19 protein-coding genes are annotated in these 18,102 nt (G+C 72.9%); 6 read left to right on the top strand and 13 right to left on the bottom strand.

Features of this window, described 5'->3' with window-relative positions; genetic code table 11:
* Positions 1 to 6: 6 nt before the first annotated feature.
* On the bottom strand, positions 7 to 1,368 hold the full coding sequence (locus ACH4TL_RS26555; protein ID WP_398320342.1) for a sensor histidine kinase: 1,362 nt from the start codon (positions 1,366 to 1,368) through the stop codon (positions 7 to 9).
* Positions 1,369 to 1,422: 54 nt separating this feature from the next.
* Positions 1,423 to 1,890 carry a MarR family winged helix-turn-helix transcriptional regulator gene (locus tag ACH4TL_RS26560; protein WP_398320339.1) on the bottom strand — a complete coding sequence of 156 codons (468 nt, stop codon included), beginning with the start codon at positions 1,888 to 1,890 and terminating at the stop codon, positions 1,423 to 1,425.
* On the opposite strand from ACH4TL_RS26560, the gene ACH4TL_RS26565 reads away from it, so the two are divergent.
* Together ACH4TL_RS26565 and ACH4TL_RS26570 are read left to right on the top strand one after the other, a co-directional pair.
* Positions 1,874 to 2,380 (top strand): SDR family NAD(P)-dependent oxidoreductase, encoded by a 507-nt coding sequence (locus tag ACH4TL_RS26565; RefSeq protein ID WP_398320336.1) that lies wholly within the window; start codon positions 1,874 to 1,876, stop codon positions 2,378 to 2,380. The two genes, ACH4TL_RS26560 and ACH4TL_RS26565, sit on opposite strands and share 17 nt — an antisense overlap.
* Before the next feature lie 358 nt (positions 2,381 to 2,738).
* On the top strand, positions 2,739 to 3,329 hold the full coding sequence (locus ACH4TL_RS26570; RefSeq protein WP_398320333.1) for an Ig-like domain-containing protein: 591 nt from the start codon (positions 2,739 to 2,741) through the stop codon (positions 3,327 to 3,329).
* Positions 3,330 to 3,420: 91 nt separating this feature from the next.
* Here ACH4TL_RS26570 and glnA read toward each other — a convergent pair whose 3' ends face one another.
* A complete protein-coding gene (gene glnA, locus ACH4TL_RS26575) occupies positions 3,421 to 4,830 on the bottom strand; it encodes a type I glutamate--ammonia ligase (protein WP_398320330.1) in 1,410 nt (469 codons plus the stop codon).
* 187 nt (positions 4,831 to 5,017) lie between these two features.
* On the opposite strand from glnA, the gene ACH4TL_RS26580 reads away from it, so the two are divergent.
* Positions 5,018 to 5,485 carry an RDD family protein gene (locus tag ACH4TL_RS26580; RefSeq protein ID WP_398320327.1) on the top strand — a complete coding sequence of 156 codons (468 nt, stop codon included), beginning with the start codon at positions 5,018 to 5,020 and terminating at the stop codon, positions 5,483 to 5,485.
* A gap of 115 nt (positions 5,486 to 5,600) precedes the next feature.
* Here the strand turns inward: ACH4TL_RS26580 and ACH4TL_RS26585 are convergent, their stop codons facing one another.
* The 4 genes from ACH4TL_RS26585 to lipB all read right to left on the bottom strand — a co-directional run bounded on the left by ACH4TL_RS26585 (position 5,601) and on the right by lipB (position 8,652).
* Positions 5,601 to 6,281 (bottom strand): DUF4191 domain-containing protein, encoded by a 681-nt coding sequence (locus ACH4TL_RS26585; protein WP_398320324.1) that lies wholly within the window; start codon positions 6,279 to 6,281, stop codon positions 5,601 to 5,603.
* A gap of 10 nt (positions 6,282 to 6,291) precedes the next feature.
* Entirely contained in the window at positions 6,292 to 6,489 is a 198-nt protein-coding gene (locus tag ACH4TL_RS26590) for a hypothetical protein (RefSeq protein ID WP_398320321.1), read from the bottom strand.
* Between the two features lie 234 nt (positions 6,490 to 6,723).
* Entirely contained in the window at positions 6,724 to 7,668 is a 945-nt protein-coding gene (gene lipA / locus ACH4TL_RS26595; RefSeq protein WP_398320318.1) for a lipoyl synthase, read from the bottom strand.
* Positions 7,669 to 7,833: 165 nt separating this feature from the next.
* Positions 7,834 to 8,652, bottom strand: a complete 819-nt coding sequence (gene lipB, locus ACH4TL_RS26600; RefSeq protein ID WP_398320315.1) for a lipoyl(octanoyl) transferase LipB — start codon at positions 8,650 to 8,652, stop codon at positions 7,834 to 7,836.
* A gap of 190 nt (positions 8,653 to 8,842) precedes the next feature.
* On the opposite strand from lipB, the gene ACH4TL_RS26605 reads away from it, so the two are divergent.
* On the top strand, positions 8,843 to 10,423 hold the full coding sequence (locus ACH4TL_RS26605; RefSeq protein WP_398320312.1) for a regulator: 1,581 nt from the start codon (positions 8,843 to 8,845) through the stop codon (positions 10,421 to 10,423).
* On the opposite strand, the gene ACH4TL_RS26610 is transcribed toward ACH4TL_RS26605, so the two are convergent.
* The 4 genes from ACH4TL_RS26610 to ACH4TL_RS26625 all read right to left on the bottom strand — a co-directional run bounded on the left by ACH4TL_RS26610 (position 10,393) and on the right by ACH4TL_RS26625 (position 14,621).
* Positions 10,393 to 11,184, bottom strand: a complete 792-nt coding sequence (locus ACH4TL_RS26610) for a metalloregulator ArsR/SmtB family transcription factor (protein ID WP_398320309.1) — start codon at positions 11,182 to 11,184, stop codon at positions 10,393 to 10,395. The genes ACH4TL_RS26605 and ACH4TL_RS26610 overlap by 31 nt on opposite strands.
* A gap of 94 nt (positions 11,185 to 11,278) precedes the next feature.
* Positions 11,279 to 12,070: a nucleotidyltransferase domain-containing protein gene (locus ACH4TL_RS26615; RefSeq protein ID WP_398320306.1), complete on the bottom strand. Its 792-nt coding sequence runs from the start codon at positions 12,068 to 12,070 to the stop codon at positions 11,279 to 11,281.
* A 150-nt stretch (positions 12,071 to 12,220) separates the two neighbouring features.
* Complete coding sequence (locus ACH4TL_RS26620; protein WP_398320303.1) at positions 12,221 to 13,549, bottom strand: NAD(P)/FAD-dependent oxidoreductase; 1,329 nt, start codon at positions 13,547 to 13,549, stop codon at positions 12,221 to 12,223.
* Between the two features lie 163 nt (positions 13,550 to 13,712).
* Positions 13,713 to 14,621, bottom strand: a complete 909-nt coding sequence (locus ACH4TL_RS26625; protein ID WP_398320300.1) for a TIGR01777 family oxidoreductase — start codon at positions 14,619 to 14,621, stop codon at positions 13,713 to 13,715.
* 60 nt (positions 14,622 to 14,681) lie between these two features.
* Here ACH4TL_RS26625 and ACH4TL_RS26630 point away from each other — a divergent pair, with 60 nt between their 5' ends.
* The gene (locus ACH4TL_RS26630) at positions 14,682 to 15,212 is read left to right on the top strand and encodes a GNAT family N-acetyltransferase (RefSeq protein WP_398320297.1); all 531 of its coding nucleotides are present in this window, start codon (positions 14,682 to 14,684) and stop codon (positions 15,210 to 15,212) included.
* Positions 15,213 to 15,249: 37 nt separating this feature from the next.
* Here the strand turns inward: ACH4TL_RS26630 and ACH4TL_RS26635 are convergent, their stop codons facing one another.
* On the bottom strand, positions 15,250 to 15,768 hold the full coding sequence (locus tag ACH4TL_RS26635; RefSeq protein ID WP_398320294.1) for a DUF4240 domain-containing protein: 519 nt from the start codon (positions 15,766 to 15,768) through the stop codon (positions 15,250 to 15,252).
* Positions 15,769 to 16,089: 321 nt separating this feature from the next.
* Here ACH4TL_RS26635 and ACH4TL_RS26640 point away from each other — a divergent pair, with 321 nt between their 5' ends.
* Positions 16,090 to 17,010, top strand: coding sequence for an SDR family oxidoreductase (locus ACH4TL_RS26640; protein WP_398320291.1), 921 nt, complete (start codon positions 16,090 to 16,092; stop codon positions 17,008 to 17,010).
* On the opposite strand, the gene ACH4TL_RS26645 is transcribed toward ACH4TL_RS26640, so the two are convergent.
* Entirely contained in the window at positions 17,011 to 18,000 is a 990-nt protein-coding gene (locus ACH4TL_RS26645; protein WP_398320288.1) for a helix-turn-helix transcriptional regulator, read from the bottom strand.
* Between the last annotated feature and the right edge of the window lie 102 nt (positions 18,001 to 18,102).

The following is an 18,102-nucleotide window of genomic DNA, read 5'->3' on the forward strand; positions in this document are numbered from 1 at the left end:
GCGTGCTCATGGCGTGAGGGCATCGCGCGCCACCAGAACGCCGTCGCGGAAGCACAGCCGGTACGCGTCGCCAGAACGGTCGTCGAAACGATCCGCCGTCATCGCGTAGTACTCGCATCTGATGCCCCGTCCCTCCGGTTCCGCGGCCGAGGGGTGATGCGCCAGCTGACGGCCCGGCAGCACCCGCTCCACCTCCGAGCGATCCTGCCCCACCCGCAGCCGGGCGAAGTCACCCGGGTCCAGTACCGCGCGCGACGCCGTCACCTGGTCCCATCCCATCAGCGCGGCGCTCAGGGCCGCACCGCTCACCAGCGGCACCAGGACCGCCGCGACCACCACCCGCCGCACCCGGTGCCGCGCCCGCCGCTGTTCCTGGGGCGCGCATTCCGTGGTCTGTTCCGGAGGCGTATGCGGAAGCCGGGCCTCGACGGCGAAGCCGCCGTCCCGGGGGCCGTACGCGAACGAGCCCCCGGCCAGCGTGACGCGCTCGGCGAGTCCGTCGAGCCCATGCCCTCCGCCCCGCGTGCGCGCCTCCGTCGCACCGGCCGCCGCGTTCTCCACCCGGACGGCCGTCTCCTCCTCCCCGTACGCCACCCGTACGGTCACCGCCGCACCGGGCGCGTGCCTGGCGGCGTTGGTCAGCGCCTCCTGGACGACGCGGTACGCGGCCCGCTCCACCAGCGGCGGCAGCCCCGTGTCCGCCCCCTCGGCGCGGAGTTCGACGGCGAGTCCGGCGGCGGACGCCTCGTCCACCAGCCGTGCGATGCCCGCGGCGGACTCCTCCGCCTCCTCGCGCAGCACCCCGATCGCTTCCCCGAGCCGGTCCACCGCGACCGCCGCCCGCGCCCTGATGTCCTGAGCGGTCCGCCGATGAGGCTCCTCAAGACCGGGCGCCAGCTTCAGCGCGCCCGCCGACAGCGCGATCAGGCTGAGGTCGTGCCCCAGGGCGTCGTGCATGTCCCGCGCGATCCGGGCCCGCTCCCGCAGCCTGGCCCGTTCGGCGATCAACCACCGCTCGCGCTCCGCCTGTTCGGCTCGCTCCCAGCCCGCCCGTACCAGCTCCTCGTACTGCCGCCGGAAACGTCCCGCGAACCACGGCACCATCACCGCGCACACCACCACCCCCACGAACCGGCTTCCCAGCCCGAGCAGGGACGGCACCACCGCCGCCGCGACGACCCCCGCCGAGACCACCCCCGCGAAGACCACGACCGCGGCCCCCGTACGCCCGCGCCCCCGCCCCACCCGGAACGCGGCCACTGCGGTCGGCACCACCCACCACAGGCTCAGCACGCTCAACCCGGCTCCCGCGGCCGCCCCCGCCGCTGGGAGTCGGCCCTGTCCCGCGACCCGCGCAATCGTCTTCACCGCGCCGACGCTACGGAACCCAAGCCCCTGCCGGACACTGCCGAAAGTCCAACGTCAGTCGGCGTGGCCCGGCTTGTCCGCGGCGGTGCGTCGTCGTACGTCGGCCATCAGCTTGTTCAGCAGGGCGGTGAGCGTGGCGCGTTCGTCGGGGGACAGGCCCTCGACGAGCCGGGCCTCCTGGCCGAGGACCTGGTCGACGGAGCGCTCGATGAGCGCGTGGCCGTCGGGTGTGAGGTGCACCAGGACGGTCCGGCGGCCGGTGGTGCCCGGGGTCCGCTCGACGAGTCCTTCGCGTTCGGCGCGGGCGACGCGCTGGGAGATCGCCCCCGCGGTGACCAGGGTCCGCCGTGCGATCTCCCGGGTGCTGAGCCTGTACGGCGGCCCGGCGCGGCGGATGACGGACAGCAGGTCGAGGGTGGCCGCGTCGATGCCCGCCTCGTGCAGCACCCGGTTGCGGTCGTCCGCGAACAGCTTGGCCAGCTGCCAGATGGGCGTGGCGACCTCGATGGACGTCCTCGTCAACGCCGTGGGCGGGCTGCCCGACGCCGGGTCCGGCGAGGGATCGCCCCTCGAAGAGCTGCGCGCCCAGTGGCACTCCAGCCTCACGCAGAACCTGCTCACCGCGGTGCTCACCACCGCCTCCGTGCAGGACAAGCTCTCCGGCGACAGCTCCGTCATCAGCATCGGCTCGATCGGCGCCGAGCGCAAAGGCGGTTCGTACGGGGCGGCCAAGGCCGCGCTCGCCGCGTGGAACACCACACTGTCCGCCGAACTCGCCCCCAAGGGCGTCACCTGCAACGTCATCTCCGCCGGATACATCGAGGGCACCAACTTCCTCCGCGGCCAGATGACCGACGACCGCTACCACGCGCTCGTGGCGGAGACCCACAACAAGCGTCCCGGCACGGTCGACGACATCGCCCGGACCGTCGGCTTCCTCGCCTCCCCGGGTGCCCGGCACATCACCGGGCAGGCCATCCACGTCAACGGCGGAGCCTTCACCACGCGATGACCGGGGCGGCGCGGCGGTACGGGACGCCCGTACCGCCGCGCACAGCGCCCGCGCGGTGCGCACCGGTCAGGAAACCCGCGCTCGACGGTACCCGCGGCGCACCCGGCGCACCCCGCTGGGCGCTGCGCCATTCAGGGCAATTCACCCCAGCGTACCTGGCGTTGTGCCGCCACCCGCGCGCCTACTGGTGCTACAGACCGGTGGGTTCCACATCTGCCGGGGGACGGTGACGCGGGCAGGCCCCGGCGTCGATCGCCGTAAGTGTGCACCCCCTGGTATCCGATGCGCCGCCGCGCCCTGACCAAGGCGCCGGCCGGCGACCAACGGCCCACCACCTCACCTCACTTGGAGGGCCATCATGGCTACCCCCACCATCACCCTGGTGACGGCAACGCCGAACCCGGCGACGTTCGGACAGACGGTCACACTCACCGCCACGGTGCTCCCGCTCGGCGCCGGAACCCCCACCGGCACCGTCACCTTCACCATCACCGGCGGTCCCATCCTGACGGGCACCCTGTCGGGCGGCACCACCTCGGTCACCGCCTCCGGGCTGAGCGCCGGCATCCACCCCGTCGTCGCCACCTACAGCGGCGACACCAACTTCCTCTCCTCCACCGGCACCACCGTCATCGCGGTCGTCCAGGCGTCGACGACGACTTCGGTGGCGTCCACCCCGGACCCGTCGACCCTCGGTGCCCCGGTGACGTTCACGGCCACCGTCACGCCGGTCGCACCCGGCGCGGGTGCCCCGACCGGGACGATGACCTTCGTCATCGGCGGCTCGGGCGGCGGCACCTTCACCCAGCCCGTGACGGCCGGAGTGGCCACGCTGACCCTCTCCACCCTGGGCGTCGGCACCCACGCGGTGATCGCCATCTACAGCGGCGACGCCAGCTTCCTGCCGTCGTCCGGCGTGGACACCCAGACGGTGAACCCCTCCTCCTAGGCCACTCACCCGGCCCGCCCAGCACTGAGCCCCGCCACCGCCCGAGGGGCAGTGGCGGGGCTCAGTCACCCGTCGAGGACCCGCGGGGTCTTTAGACGTCGAAGTAGAGCTCGAACTCGTGCGGGTGCGGCCGCAGCTGGAGCGGGGCGATCTCGTTGGTGCGCTTGTAGTCGATCCACGTCTCGATCAGGTCGGAGGTGAAGACACCGCCCTGGAGGAGGTACTCGTGGTCGGCCTCGAGCGCGTCGAGGACGGCCGGGAGGGAGGTCGGGACCTGGGGGACGCCCGCGTGCTCCTCGGGGGCCAGCTCGTAGAGGTCCTTGTCGATCGGCTCGGCCGGCTCGATCTTGTTCTTGATGCCGTCCAGGCCCGCGAGCAGGAGGGCGGAGAACGCCAGGTACGGGTTGCCGGAGGAGTCCGGGGCGCGGAACTCGACGCGCTTGGCCTTCGGGTTGGAGCCCGTGATCGGGATACGCATCGCGGCCGAGCGGTTACGCTGCGAGTACACCATGTTGACCGGCGCCTCGAAGCCCGGGACCAGGCGGTGGTAGGAGTTCACCGTCGGGTTGGTGAAGGCCAGCAGCGACGGGGCGTGCTTGAGGATGCCGCCGATGTAGTAGCGGGCGGTGTCCGAGAGGCCCGCGTAGCCCTGCTCGTCGTAGAAGAGCGGCACGCCGCCCTGCCACAGCGACGAGTGGACGTGCATGCCCGAGCCGTTGTCGCCGAAGATCGGCTTCGGCATGAAGGTCGCGGTCTTGCCGTTCTTCCACGCCACGTTCTTGACGATGTACTTGAACAGCATCAGGTCGTCGGCCGCGGCCAGCAGCGTGTTGAACTTGTAGTTGATCTCGGCCTGGCCGGCGGTGCCCACCTCGTGGTGCTGGCGCTCGACCTGGAGGCCGGCCTTGTCCAGCTCGAGGCTGATCTCGGCGCGCAGGTCGGCGAAGTGGTCGACCGGCGGGGTCGGGAAGTAGCCGCCCTTGTAGCGGACCTTGTAACCACGGTTGTCCTGGAGCGCGCCGGTGTTCCAGGCGCCCGCCTCGGAGTCGATGTGGTAGAAGGCCTCGTTCGCCTTGGTCTCGAAGCGCACGCTGTCGAAGACGTAGAACTCGGCCTCGGGGCCGAAGAACGCGGTGTCCGCGATGCCGGTGGAGGCGAGGTAGGCCTCGGCCTTCTTGGCGATGTTGCGCGGGTCGCGGCTGTACTGCTCGCCCGTGATCGGGTCGTGGATAAAGAAGTTGATGTTGAGCGTCTTGTCGCGGCGGAACGGGTCGAGACGGGCCGTCGACAGGTCGGCACGCAGCGCCATGTCCGACTCGTGGATCGCCTGGAAGCCGCGGATCGACGAGCCGTCGAAGGCCAGCTCCTCGTGCGGGTCGAACGCCTCCGCCGGTACGGTGAAGTGCTGCATGACGCCGGGAAGGTCACAGAACCGGACGTCGACGAACTTGACGTCCTCGTCCGAGATGAACTTCCGAGCGTCGTCGGCGTTCTGGAACATCCAACTCCTCCTAGCCCGGCCGCGGGGGGACGGGGATTTGTTCGGTCGCGCGGTCCGGGTGCGTGGCGCGCTGTCGCCGACGATAAGCAGGCGGGATTTCCCGGGCATGACCCAATTGTTTCACCCAGGTTAACCGGGTCAGGGGCCGTTACGGGCGTATGCGGACGGCCCCAGTACCGTATGGAGCGTGGACAAGAGGCAAGCAATCGGATCCTGGCTTTCCGGCCCCCGCGCGGCCGCCGAGGAGATGGGCGTCGACCTGGGCCACCGCGGCCAGGGGCTGGGGCTGCCCGAGAGCGGACCGGGCGCGATCGCGCCGCTCGGGCGCCGCTTCGGGGCGCTCTTCATCGACTGGGGGCTGTGCGTGCTCGTCTCGTACGCGCTGCTGGCGGGCCGTAATCCGCAGGCCGCCGGGAACTGGGCGCTGCTCGTCTTCCTGGTGCTCAGCCTGCTGACCGTGGGCACCGTCGGCGCCACCCCCGGCAAGCTGCTGCTCAGGCTGCGGGTGGTCGGCGAGGACGGGGCGCGGCTCAGCCTGCCGCGGGCCGTGCTGCGCAGCGTGCTGCTCTTGCTGGTCATCCCCGCGGTCGTCTTCGACCGCGACGGCCGCGGGCTGCACGACCGGCTCTCCCGGGCCGTGCAGATCCGGGTGTAGGGCGGGTGCAGGGCGCTCGTACCGCTCGTATTGCATACGAAAGGCGGGCCGGGACTCTTGTCCCGGCCCGCCTTTGTCACGTGGAGTCTCGGCGGCCAGCGTCTCGGGCGACGTCTCAGCGGCCCTTCGGCATGCGCATGCCCTTGGGCATCGGGCCCTTCGGGATCGGCATGTTGCTCATGAGGTCGCCCAGCGCCCGCAGCCGCTCGTTCACGACCGTCACCTGCGCGCCCGGCAGCACCCGCGGCAGCTTCAGCAGCGTGGTGCGGAGCTTCTTGATCGGCACCTGGCCCTCCTCGGTGCCCACGATCACATCGTGCACCGGGACGTCCGAGACGATGCGGCTCATGCGCTTCTTCTCGGCGGCCAGCATGCCCTTGAGCCGGTTCGGGTTGCCCTCGCCGACGAGCACGACGCCCGCCTTGCCGACGGCCCGGTGGATGACGTCCTGGTTGCGGTTCATCGCCACCGCCGGGGTCACCGACCAGCCGCGGCCCACGTTCTCCAGAACGGCGGCGGCCGCGCCCGGCTGGCCCTCCATCTGTCCGAAGGCCGCCCGCTCGGCGCGGCGGCCGAAAATGATCGCCATCGCGAGGAACGCCAGGACGAAGCCCAGGATGCCCAGGAAGACGGGATGGCCGATCAGGAAGCCGATGGCGAGGAGGACACCGAAGGTGATGATCCCCACGCCGGCGACCACAAGGCCGACCTTCGAGTCGACCCGTTTGGTCATCTTGTAGGTCAGGGCGATCTGCTTCAGTCGCCCGGGGTTCTCGGATGTTTCCTTCCGCGCCATAAGGCGAAGTTTACGTGGCCTGGGAAGCCCCGGTGGACACGGCCTCCAGTACGTGCTGGGCCTCGCTCCGGTCCTTGGCGCGGCGCCGGTCCTCCAGCACCGCGGTCCAGGCGTTACGCCGGGCGGTGCGCTGGCCTCCGCGCAGCAGCAGCCCCTCCAGGGCGAGCAGCGCGTCGGTGACGGACGGGCGTACGGGCGCAGCCGGCATGGGAACCCCTCGAGAGCGGCGGACTATCACGACGCACGCGGCTATGAGCGGTGCGTGGTTTTATCGTTACTCAATGGTGTTACCAGTGTGTGACCGGTCGGTCAAACACTGATGAAGCCTCGGATTGGGTTCTCAATGCGGCTGTGACCTGCGGTTTCATAAAACGCGCAGAGTGGCCGGTGTGCCCGTACTCACACAGCGTGTTGCTCACACCGGCCCTGTCCTTCCGCGCTGTCAGCCCGCCTGCGCCGTGACCGCGCGCTGGTCGATGGCCTGCTGGTACAGGCGCCCGGCGCGGTACGAGGAGCGGACGAGGGGGCCGGACATGACACCGGCGTAGCCGATCTCGTCGGCCTCCTCCTTCAGCTCCACGAACTCCTGCGGCTTCACCCAGCGCTCCACCGGGTGGTGCCGCGCGGAGGGGCGCAGATACTGGGTGATCGTGATCAGCTCGCAGCCCGCGTCGTACAGGTCCTGGAGCGCCTGGCTGATCTCCTCGCGGGTCTCGCCCATGCCCAGGATCAGGTTGGACTTGGTGACGAGACCGGCCTCGCGGGCCTTGGTGATGACCTCCAGCGACCGCTCGTAGCGGAAGCCGGGGCGGATGCGCTTGAAGATCCGCGGGACCGTCTCCACGTTGTGCGCGAGCACCTCGGGGCGGGACGAGAAGACCTCGGCGAGCTGGTCGGGGTCCGCGTTGAAGTCCGGGATCAGCAGCTCGACGCCGGTGTCCGGCATCAGGGAGTGGATCTGGCGCACGGTCTCCGCGTACAGCCAGGCGCCGCCGTCGTCCAGGTCGTCGCGGGCGACGCCGGTGATCGTCGCGTAGCGCAGCTCCATCGTCTGTACGGATTCGGCCACCCGGCGCGGCTCGTCGCGGTCCAGCGGCTGCGGCTTGCCGGTGTCGATCTGGCAGAAGTCACAGCGCCGGGTGCACTGGTCGCCGCCGATGAGGAACGTGGCCTCGCGGTCCTCCCAGCACTCGAAGATGTTGGGACAGCCCGCCTCCTGGCACACCGTGTGCAGGCCCTCCCGCTTCACCAGGCCGTGCAGCTCGGTGTACTCGGGGCCCATCTTCGCCCGGGTTTTGATCCACTCGGGCTTGCGCTCGATGGGGGTCTGGCTGTTCCGGACCTCCAGACGCAGCATCTTGCGTCCGTCGGGTGCGACTGCGGACACGTCCGGCACTCCTCTTTGCTTGGCGAGTCTGGGTGGCGCGGCTTTCGAATCGTCGGCGGTCACCAGGGTACGCCCATCAATTCGTACGGATTTACGTCCAGGGCAACCGGTGACGTCGGGGGCGCATTCCCCTCGACGTCGTAATGCCGCCGTACGGTGACGCCGCTATACGGCGCGCGGCAGCGGGGCGGAGGACTCCAGGACGGCCCGCAGATGCTTCTCGACCACCGGGGTCACCTCGGCGACCGTGACCTCCCGGCCCAGCTCCGCCGAGAGCGAGGTCACCCCCGCGTCCCGGATGCCGCACGGCACGATCCGGTCGTACGAGGTGTTGTCCGGGTTGCAGTTGAACGAGAAGCCGTGCATGGTCACACCCTTGGCGACCCGTACGCCGATCGCGCCCATCTTGCGGTCCTCACGGCGCTGTCCGGCGTTGGACGGGGCGTACTCCGGGCCGCTCAGCCGCGGGTCGAACTCCTCGTCCTCCACCCGCGGGTCGAAGTCCAGCTTCAGCCCGCCGAGCGCCGGGCGCTGGTCCATCGGGTCGCCCAGCACCCACACCCCGCTGCGGCCCTCCACCCGGGTGGCCTCCACGCCGAAGTCGGCGCAGGTCAGCAGCATGGCCTCCTCCAGCCGCCGGACATGCGCGATGACATCCACCGGGCGCGGCAGCTTGAGGATCGGATAGCCGACGAGCTGCCCTGGACCATGCCAGGTGATCTTGCCGCCGCGGTCCACGTCCACCACCGGGGTGCCGTCGAGGGGGCGCTCGTTGTCCTCCGTGCGCCGCCCGGCCGTGTAGACGGCCTGGTGCTCGAGCAGCAGACACGTGTCCGGGATCTCGTCCGCGAAGCGGGCCGCGTGCACCCGGCGCTGCTCCTGCCACGCCTCCTGGTAGTCGACGGCCTCCGCCCCGAACCCCAAGTGGACGTAGCACAGTCGCGGCTGCGAAGCGGGGGGCGCCCCCGGGGGCGTTGCGGTCACGGCAAGCTCCTCTTCGGACCTCGTAACAGATGGCGGTGCCTCCGCCACTGTACGGCCGCGCGTTTTCCGACCCCTATCCGGCTCGTTCTCACACGATCGGATGAAAGGAGTCCGACCAGCGCGATCAGCCCGCTACAGCCAGTTAAATTCACGCCGTTCCAGAGGGCGAATCAGGGAGACCGGCAGGCTGATGACGGAACGACCCCCACAGCGCATCCCCAACCGTCAGCTCGCCGCGCTGATTTCCGAGGCAGGCTTCTCCAACGCCGGGCTGGCCCGGCGGGTGGACCAGCTCGGCATCGAGCACGGGCTCGACCTGCGGTACGACAAGACATCGGTGACCCGCTGGCTGCGCGGCCAGCAGCCGCGCGGCACGACCCCCGCGCTGATCGCCGAGGTCTTCACCCGGCGCTTGGGGCGCCGGCTGACCGCCCAGGACCTGGGTCTCGACGCCTGTGCCCCGGTCTACGCGGGGCTGGAGTTCGCCGCGACCCCGCAGGAGGCGGTGGACATCGTCAGCGGGCTGTGGCGGAAGGACTCCGGCAGCCATGCGGAGCTGCGGAAGATCGCCTTCACCCCGGCCGGGCTCGTGGTTCCCAGCCGGGACTGGCTGATCGGCCGCCCCGACGACCGGGTCGCCCGTGGCGAGCCCCCGGCGGCCGGTGGCCCGACGGTCCCGGCCCAGGGCGGCCGGGGCGCCGCGGCTCTGGGCCGGGGCGCCGCCACCGGTCGTGGAGCCGTGGCGGGCCGGGCGGCCCCGGCTGCCCCCGCCCCGGCCGGGGCGGCCACCGCCGGGGCAGGTGCCGCCGCCGACCGGGTGCCGGTGCCCCGGCAGCGGCAGGCGGACCGGGTCCAGCGCGGGCCCGGCCACCGGGTGACGCCGGGCGACATCGCGGCGCTGCGCTCGGTCAGCGAGCTGTTCCGGACGCTGGACCAGACGTACGGCGGCGGCCACGCCCGCCAGGCCCTGGTGCGCTACCTGGAGCACGAGGGCGAGCCGATGCTGCGCGGCACGTACGGCGAGACCACGGGGCGGCGGCTGTTCGGCGCCGTCGCTGACCTGACCCGGCTGGCCGGGTGGACCTCGTACGACATCGCCGCGCACGGCCTGGCCCAGCGGTATTTCGTCCAGGCGCTGCGGCTCGCCCAGGCAGCCGGGGACCGGCCGTACGGCAGCTATGTGCTGGTGACCATGAGCCGCCAGGCCGTCTACCTGGGCCACGGCCGGGAGGCCGTCCAGCTCGCCAGGGTGGCCCAGCAGGGCGTGGGCGGCGGCGCCCCGCCGGTGCTCCAGTCCCTGCTGCACGCGGTCGAGGCGCGCGGGCACGCCGTGCTCGGCGAGGTGCGGGCCTGCACCGCCTCGCTCGCCCGCGCCGAGCGGGCGCTGGAGACGTCGCGGCCGGGTGACGACGTGCCGTACTGGGCGCGGACGTTCGACGAGGCGCAGCTGGCCGACGAGTTCGGCCACTGCCACCGGGACCTCCAGCAGTACCGGGCGGCCGCCCAGCACGCGGAGCGCTCGCTGCGGCTGCGCGGCGCCGGATTCGCCCGCAGCCGCCTCTTCAGCCGGGTGGTGCTGGCCACGGCCCGGCTGGGTCTCGGCGAGCTGGAGCAGGCGTGCGCGCTGGGCGCGGAGGCGGCGCAGCAGGCGTCGGAGATGCGGTCGGCGCGGGCGCTGGACTACGTACGCGACTTCGAACGCCGCCTGGAGCCGTACCGCGACGCCGCCCCGGTCCGCGGCTACCGCGAACGGGTTGCGGCGCTGGGGTAGCGGGTGTCCACCCCGAACGTGCGTGCCAGGCCCGCCGTGCCCGCCTCCGTCACATCGACCGCCCGGCGCCGCGTTCCCCTGCGGATCCAGTCCAGCTCGAAGAGCCGGTCGGTGATCGCGGCGCCCAGGGCGCCCGCCAGGTGGTGGCGCTGTTCGGTCCAGTCCACGCAGTAGCGGATCAGGGGGCGGCGGCCGTGGAGCCGGTCCGCGTCCACACCGAACGCGGCCAGCTCGGCCCGCCCCCGGTCGGTCAGCCGGTACGGGGTGTCGTTGCCGGGGGCGGACAGCCGGTCGCGTCCGGCCGTCTCCGGGTGGTGGCGGCCGTCGCCGCCGGTCAGCACGCCGCGTTCCAGCAGGGCGCCCATGAGCGCCACGCCCAGGGCGCCCGCGACGTGGTCGTAGCAGGTGCGGGCCCGGCGCAGGGCGTGGGCGTGGGTGGACGCGCGCAGCGAGGTGACGGGCAGTGGCGGCGCGATCCTGGCCAGCGCCTCGATGGCCTCGCCGACGGCGGGGCCGGTCAGCCGGTAGTAACGGTGCCGCCCCTGCCGTTCGACGCGTACGACACCGGCCTCCAGCAGCTTCGCCAGGTGGCCGCTCACGGTGGAGGCGCTGACGCCCGCCTCGGCGGCCAGCACGCTCGCGGGCAGCGCCCGCCCCTCCGCCAGCGCCAGCAGGATGCGCGCGCGGGAGGCGTCCGCGAGGGCGGTGGCGGCGCGGGCGATGTCCGCGTCACGGGCGGGGGAGACGGGGGAGGCGGCCATGCGTCCAGCCTAGGACGCGGTCGCTTCGGCACCCGCCGAAGCGTTCGCGTCCCCGGAGCGGGGCGTCTCGCCGATCATGCGGGGCACTCCCGCACTAGACGCCGCTCGCTGATCCGGCCTGATCGGCAACACACCGCCTCGCGGCCCCGAACACCTCCTCCGCCTCGGCGAGCGCCCGCGACAGGGCGGTGGGCTCCGGCCGCAGCCCGGCCGTGATCGTGTCGAGGCGGCCCAGGCCCGCGCGCCGCAGCAGCCGCTTCTCGTTGGTGACCCACTCGCCACGCGCCGCCAGCACCGCGTGCGCGGTCTGCGTCGCGGCGGTGGCCAGCGCGCCCGCGACCTCCGTGACCTGGCCCTGCGGGACGTACGCGCCCCGGGCGTACCGGAGCGTCAGCGCGGCCCGGTCCCGCCAGAACGGCGGCGCCGCCGCGCGCAGCGCTTCCGGGTATCCGGCGGGGCGGGGCAGGGTGCCGCGGAGCACCTGGTTGAGGGCGAGTTCGGCGACGACGAGATAGCTGGGGATGCCCGCGAGGTGGAAGAGCAGCGGCTCCCAGTGGAACCGGCCCTCCCGGGCCTCGGCGAGTTCGTGCTCGACGGCACCGAGGTCGCGGTAGTGGACGTCGACATGCCGGCCGTCGACGGTGAGCCAGGCACCGCCGTTGAAGACACCGCCGCCCCAGTCGCCGATGCCGGACACCTCGCCCTCCCAACCGGCGGCGCGCAGATCGGCCGGGTCGAAGCCGTCGCGGTAGTAGAGGGCGAGGTCCCAGTCGCTGTCCGGGGTGTGGGTGTGCTGGGCGCGCGAGCCGCCGAGGGCGACGGCGTGCACGCCGGGCAGGGCGGCGAGCCGGTCGGCGGCGTGGTCGAGGAAGGTCTCGTCGGTCATGAGGATCCGATCGGGCACGGAGGGATGACGGGCGGCCGGGGGGCGCACGGGAGGGGCGCTGGGGCGCGGCTCGGGCCGTGCTCCTCGCGGAAACCGGTGCGCCCGGGGTCATCACCTCATGACGCGGATCTTAGTGTTCCCTCCCGGCCGTCAGGCCGCCGCGGCCGGGAGGGCCGGGGTGTCGGAGTCGGGGGTGGCGCCGAAGTCGTGGAGGACCGCGCGGGCGGCGCGGCGGCCGGAGACCAGGGCGCCCTGCACGGTGCTGGCGTCGCGGTGGTCGCCGCAGACGTACAGGCCGGACAGCAGCCGCACCGGGCGGCGCAGATCGTGGGGTGCGGGCATGGCGGGCACCGCGTGGGGGTCGTGGTGGGCGGCCAGCAGGGCCCAGTCGGCGGTGGAGGAGCCGTAGACCGCGGCGAGCTGGGCCCGGGCCTGACGGTCGAGTTCGGCGGTCGGCAGGCCCGCGGCGGCGCCCAGCACGGTGGAGGTGATCAGCACCCGGCCGTCCGGCGCGCGCGAGGGGTCGACCTCGCTGGCGACCGTGGTGTGGGCGACGGGGCCCTGGCCGCCCGCCGCCAGGATCAGCGCGGGTTCGCGCAGGGGCGGCTGGTCGGCGGTGTGGTGCAGCACGGTGACCGGGTGGAAGGCGGGCAGCCGCAGCCCGGGGAGGAGTTCGGCGGCGTCGTGCGCCCCGGTGGCCACCAGCACCGCACGGCAGCGGATCTCGCCGTGTCCGGCGGTGGTCACGGCGGTGGTGGCGGCCGAGGTGGCCCGTACGCCGGTACGGACGGTCCCCGGCGGCAGCGTGGCGGCCAGCAGGGCGGGGACGGTGGACGCGCCGCCCGCGGGCAGGCACAGCCGCCCGCGGGCGTAGCCGCGCAGCGCCAGGTCGGCGCAGCGGCTGGAGGTGTTCAGGCCCGGGTCGCTCAGCAGCGAGACGAGGAGCGGGCGCAGCACGCTCTCGACGGTACGAGCGGGAAGGCCCCGCCCCGCCAGGGTCTCGTGGACCGGCCGGTCGGGGCGGGCGAGGAGGCGGTCCGCGGGCAGGGCGGCGAGCCTGCCGAGCGCGGCACCGAGTCGGGCCTGATCGAGTCCGGCACCCAGGGGCGCGCGGGCGGCGGTCGCGAGAGCGCGCGCCGTGGTGAGTGCGCCCCTTGTGCTCCGGGGACCGCGCGGCGTGCCGATCCGCTGCGTACGGCCGTCGCCGTGCACCAGCACTCCTTGGGAGAACGGGCGCAGGGCGAGCGCGTCGAGCCCCGGGGTGTGCCGCAGCTCGGGGAAGGAGGTGTTGACCAGCTGTCCGGTGCGGTCCAGCCGGAAGCCGTCGACGGTATCGGTGGTCATACGGCCGCCGACCCGGGGCGCGGCCTCCAGGACCGTGACCTCCATCCCCGCGCCGGTCAGCGACTGGGCGGCGGCCAGCCCCGCGAGTCCGGCTCCCACGATGACGACGTCCGTGCGATGCGCGCGCTGGGGCATGTGACCTCCCCGGGTTCGGGATGGAGCGGATCGGAACGGTCACGACGGTAAGGAAAAAAACGGTCGATGACAGACGCGCATCGACCGAGCATGGGCGCACAACGGTCGCACGCCGATCGCGTACGGGCCCTCAGGCCCCGTCGAGGACCGGGGCGACGGCCCCTCAGCGGCCTCCGCCCACCGCCGCCTTCAGGGCCTCGTCCACATGCGGGTAGGTGAAGGAGAAGCCGGTGTCCAGCAGCCTGCGGGGGAGGGCCCGCACGCTGCCGAGGATGTCCGTGGACATCTCGCCCAGCGCGATACGCAGGGCCGGGGCGGGCACATGGAGGAGCGTCGGACGGCGCAGCACCCGGCCCATGGCCTCGGTCATCTCACGGTTCGTCACGGGGGAGGGGCTGGTGAGGTTGACGGGGCCGCTGAGGTCGGCGGTGTCCAGGATGTGGCGCAGCGCGGCGATGTGGTCGTGCAGGGCGATGAAGCTCCAGTACTGCCGACCGCTGCCCATCCGCCCGCCGAGCCCCGCCTTGAACAGCGGGAAGAGCCGCCCCCACGCCCCGCCCTCGGGCGCGATCACCAGACCGCTGCGGACGAACACCGTGCGGACGTCCGCCTCCTGCGCCGCGGCGGTCGCCTCCTCCCAGTCCTGGCACAGATCCGGGAGGAAACCGTGCCCAGGGGGCGCGCTCTCATCCACCGCGCGCTCCCCCGTGTCCCCGTAGAACCCCACCGCGCTTCCACTCACCAGCACCCGTGGCGGCGTGTCGAGTGACGCCACGGCCTCGGCGATGGCGGCCGTGCCCAGCACCCGGCTGTCCCGCAGCTCCTTCTTGTACGCCTCGGTCCAGCGGTGCTCGCCGATGCCCGCGCCCGCGAGGTGGACGACGGCCTCACATCCCGTCAGCCCCGCGGTGTCGACCCACTGCCGGTGCGGATCCCATTCGACCTCCGCCTCCTCGCGGGGAGTTCGCCGCACCAGACGCAGGACCTGGTGGCCGTCCCGGCGCAGGGAGTTGACGAGGGCCGTGCCGATGAGCCCGGTGGAACCGGAGACCGCGATGCGCATGGCCCCCATCCTGCCCCCGATCTTCCGGGGGATGTCGGACGTCGAGGCGCGCGTGGCACAGTGACAAGCATGTCCGAGCCCTCCGCCCCGCCCCAGCCGTCCGCCCTGCCCGCGCCCTTCATCCGGCGCGCCGTGCTCGACGACGAGCATGCGCTGGTCGCGCTGGAGCGCCGTACCTGGTCCACGCTGCACTCCGTGCTCCCGGCCCCGGAGCCGCCGTACGACGCCTTCTTCACCCACCGCAACCGGCCCGTGCACGTCATGGTGGCCGAGCTGGAGGGGTGCCCCGTCGGGTATCTGCGGCTCGTCCCGCCGACGCAGCTGGCCAGCAACGCGCACGTCCGCCAGATACAGGGGCTCGCGGTGGACCTCGCGGCGCGCGGCCGCGGCGTCGCGCGGGCGCTGCTGAGCGCGGCGTACGAGGAGGCGCTGCGGCAGGGCGCGAGCCGGATCACCCTGCGGGTGCTCGGCCACAACCTCCCGGCGCGGCGGCTGTACGAGTCGGAGGGGTTCGCGGTGGAGGGCGTCCTGCCGGGGGAGTTCCTGCTGGACGGCGTCTACGTGGACGATGTGCTGATGGGGCGCGCCCTCACCCCGTGACCCCGCGACCCCGTGCCCGCGTGACCCCGCGGCCGGATCAGCCGCGGAAGCGCTGCCAGAGCCGGGGGTACCGCTCCGCCAGCGCCGCGTCGTCCTCGATGTCGACCGTCGCGCCGATCGGCTCGTCCGCCCGCGCCGGAAGCCCCAGCTCCGGCAGCACCGCGCCGGTGAGCTGCTCGTACGCCTCGTCCGCCGCGAACCCCAGGTCCTCGCAGTCGCCGTCCACCTGCTCGTCGAAGTCCTCCAGCAGTTCGGCGAGGGTGTCCGGGTCGTGCAGCGCGCCCTCGAAGACGTCCCGGCCCTGGCCGATCAGCCAGTAGCGGAACGCCTCGAAGTCCTCGTCCCCGACGCCGCCCAGCAGTACCGAGGCGGCGCCCCACAGATCCCAGCGGTAGGCCCGGTTCGCGCGGGCCTCGAAGTGCCGGGCGAAGTCCAGCACGGAGTCCGGGTCGAGCTGTGACAACTGCTCGACGAGCAGGTCGGACTGGTCCTCGGGGTCGCCGTCGGCGGCCTCCCGAGCGCCGTCGACCAGCCCCCAGAACTCCGTCTCGTCCATTCACCCTCCTTCGCAGGGGAACCACGGCCCAATTATCGCCTAGCGTGATCGAACCGTTACACTCTGTGTTGCGCCTTCTGGTGCCGGTCAGGGCTTGGCCGTCATGAGGTCGCCTCGGCGGCCGAGTGAGAAGCCCCCTTCATTGGGAGGGGGAGGAGTCACCATCACGGGACCAGGATCTGTCCCCATGTGCCCGCGCGCACGCGGAGCGGCCCCTCGGGGCCGCTCCTGAAGCCCGCTTCCCAAAGACGACAGAAGGTGGCGGGATTCGCTGTCAGGGTCGCTGTCTCCAGCCGAATGACACAGTGAGGGGACACACACATGAGCACACAGAGGCCACTGGCGGGCACGATCGCCCTCGTCGCGGGCGCGACGCGCGGCGCTGGCCGGGCGATGGCGGTCGAGCTGGGCGCGGCGGGCGCCACCGTCTACGCGACGGGCCGCACCACCCGGGACCGGGTCAGCGAGGTCGGGCGGCCGACGGAGACCATCGAGGAGACCGCGGAACTGATCACGGCGGCGGGCGGCACGGGCATCGCGGTGCCCACCGATCACCTGGAGCGGGAGCAGGTGCGGGCGCTCATCGAGCGCGTCGACCGTGAGCAGGGGCGGCTGGACGTCCTGGTCAACGACGTCTGGGGCGGCGAACACCTGCTCGTGTTCGGCGGGAAGACCTGGGAGAACGACCTGGACGGGGGTCTGCGGATGCTCCGGCTCGGCGTCGAGACCCATCTGATCACCCTCTACTACGCGCTGCCGCTGCTGGTCCGGAACCCGGGCGGCCTGGTGATCGAGGTGACCGACGGCAACGAGGAGTTCAACAAGACCTACCGGGAGAACCTCTTCTACGACCTCACCAAGAACGCCCCCATCCGCACCGCCTTCGGGCTCGCCGAGGAGCTGAAGGAGTACGACGGCACGGCGGTGTGCGTCTCTCCGGGCTTCCTGCGCTCCGAGCAGATGCTGGACCACTTCGGGGTGACCGAGGAGAACTGGCGGGACGCGCTGGAGAAGGAGCCGCACTTCGCCATCGCCGAGACCCCGCACTTCGTCGGGCGGGCGGTCGCCGCGCTCGCCGCCGACCCGGAACGGGCGCGCTGGAACGGGAAGTCCGTCTTCAGCGGCGACCTCGCCAAGGTCTACGGCTTCACCGACCTCGACGGCTCCCGGCCGGACATGCCCGGCTACTTCCGTGACGTCGTCTTCGGCGGCAAGGAGGGCACCGTCGCGGACTACCGGTAGCTAGGCGTAGCGCTCCGCCATGCGCCGTGCGGCCACCGCGAACCGCTCCCGCAGCTCCGGCGGCGACAGCACCTCCGCCTCCGGGCCCAGGGACAGCAGCTGGGCGTACGCGACCTCGGCGGACTCCACCGGCAGGGTCACCGTGATCCGCCCCTCCCCGTCGGGCTCCCCGGCGGACCGTACGGCCTCCTCGCCCGCAGTGCGGTCCGTGGCGTACGGCAGGCCGCGGGCGCCCTCGGGGGTGAGGCGCACGGTGATCTTCTCGCGGAGGATCGCGCGGGCGAACTGGGCCGCCCGCTCGTCCCAGAAGGCGGGCAGGTCAAACGTTTCGTCGCGCCGGAAACGGTCCTCCCCGGGCACGGGCCCGACCGCGGCGAGACGGTCCACCCGGTAGACCCGGAAGTCGGCCTGGGAGCCCCCGGAGGCACGGACGCGGGCCGCCAGGTACCAGACGCCCGCCTTGAGGACGAGCCCGTACGGCTCCAGCTCGCGGTCCACCTCCGTGTCCCGGCGGCGGTAGCGGACCGCGAGCCGCCGGTCGTCCCACACCGCGTCGGCGACGTCCGGCAGCAGCGCGGGCGTCTGGGGCTCCTGCCACCATCCGGGAGCGTCGAGGTGGAAGCGCTGGGCCACGGTGTGGGAGGCGTCGCGCAGCTCGGGGAGGAGCGCGGCGGAGACCTTCAGCCGGGCCGCGGAGGCGGCGTCGGCGAGCCCCATCTCGCGCAGCGCGGACGGCACGCCGGACAGGAACAGCGCCTCGGCCTCGGTGCGGCCGAGGCCGGTCAGCCGGGTGCGGTAGCCGCCGATGAGCCGGTAGCCACCGGCCCGGCCGCGGTCCGCGTACACCGGGACCCCGGCCTCGGAGAGCGCGGCGGCGTCACGCGTCACCGTGCGCTCCGAGACCTCCAGCTCACGCGCCAGCTCGGCCCCCGTCATCGAGGGCCGGGCCTGGAGGAGAAGCACCATCTTGATCAGCCGGGCGGCACGCACCGCCCCATCATGCCGCGCCGCGGGGCGGCGCCGGGGGGTATACGCACCAGCCCGCCCCTTCCCGCAGTTCGGAGGCTGCGAGGAGGGGCGGGAGCCGGGTGG

This window comes from Streptomyces sp. NPDC021115 (assembly GCF_044333065.1).
Classification (GTDB): Bacteria; Actinomycetota; Actinomycetes; order Streptomycetales; family Streptomycetaceae; genus Streptomyces.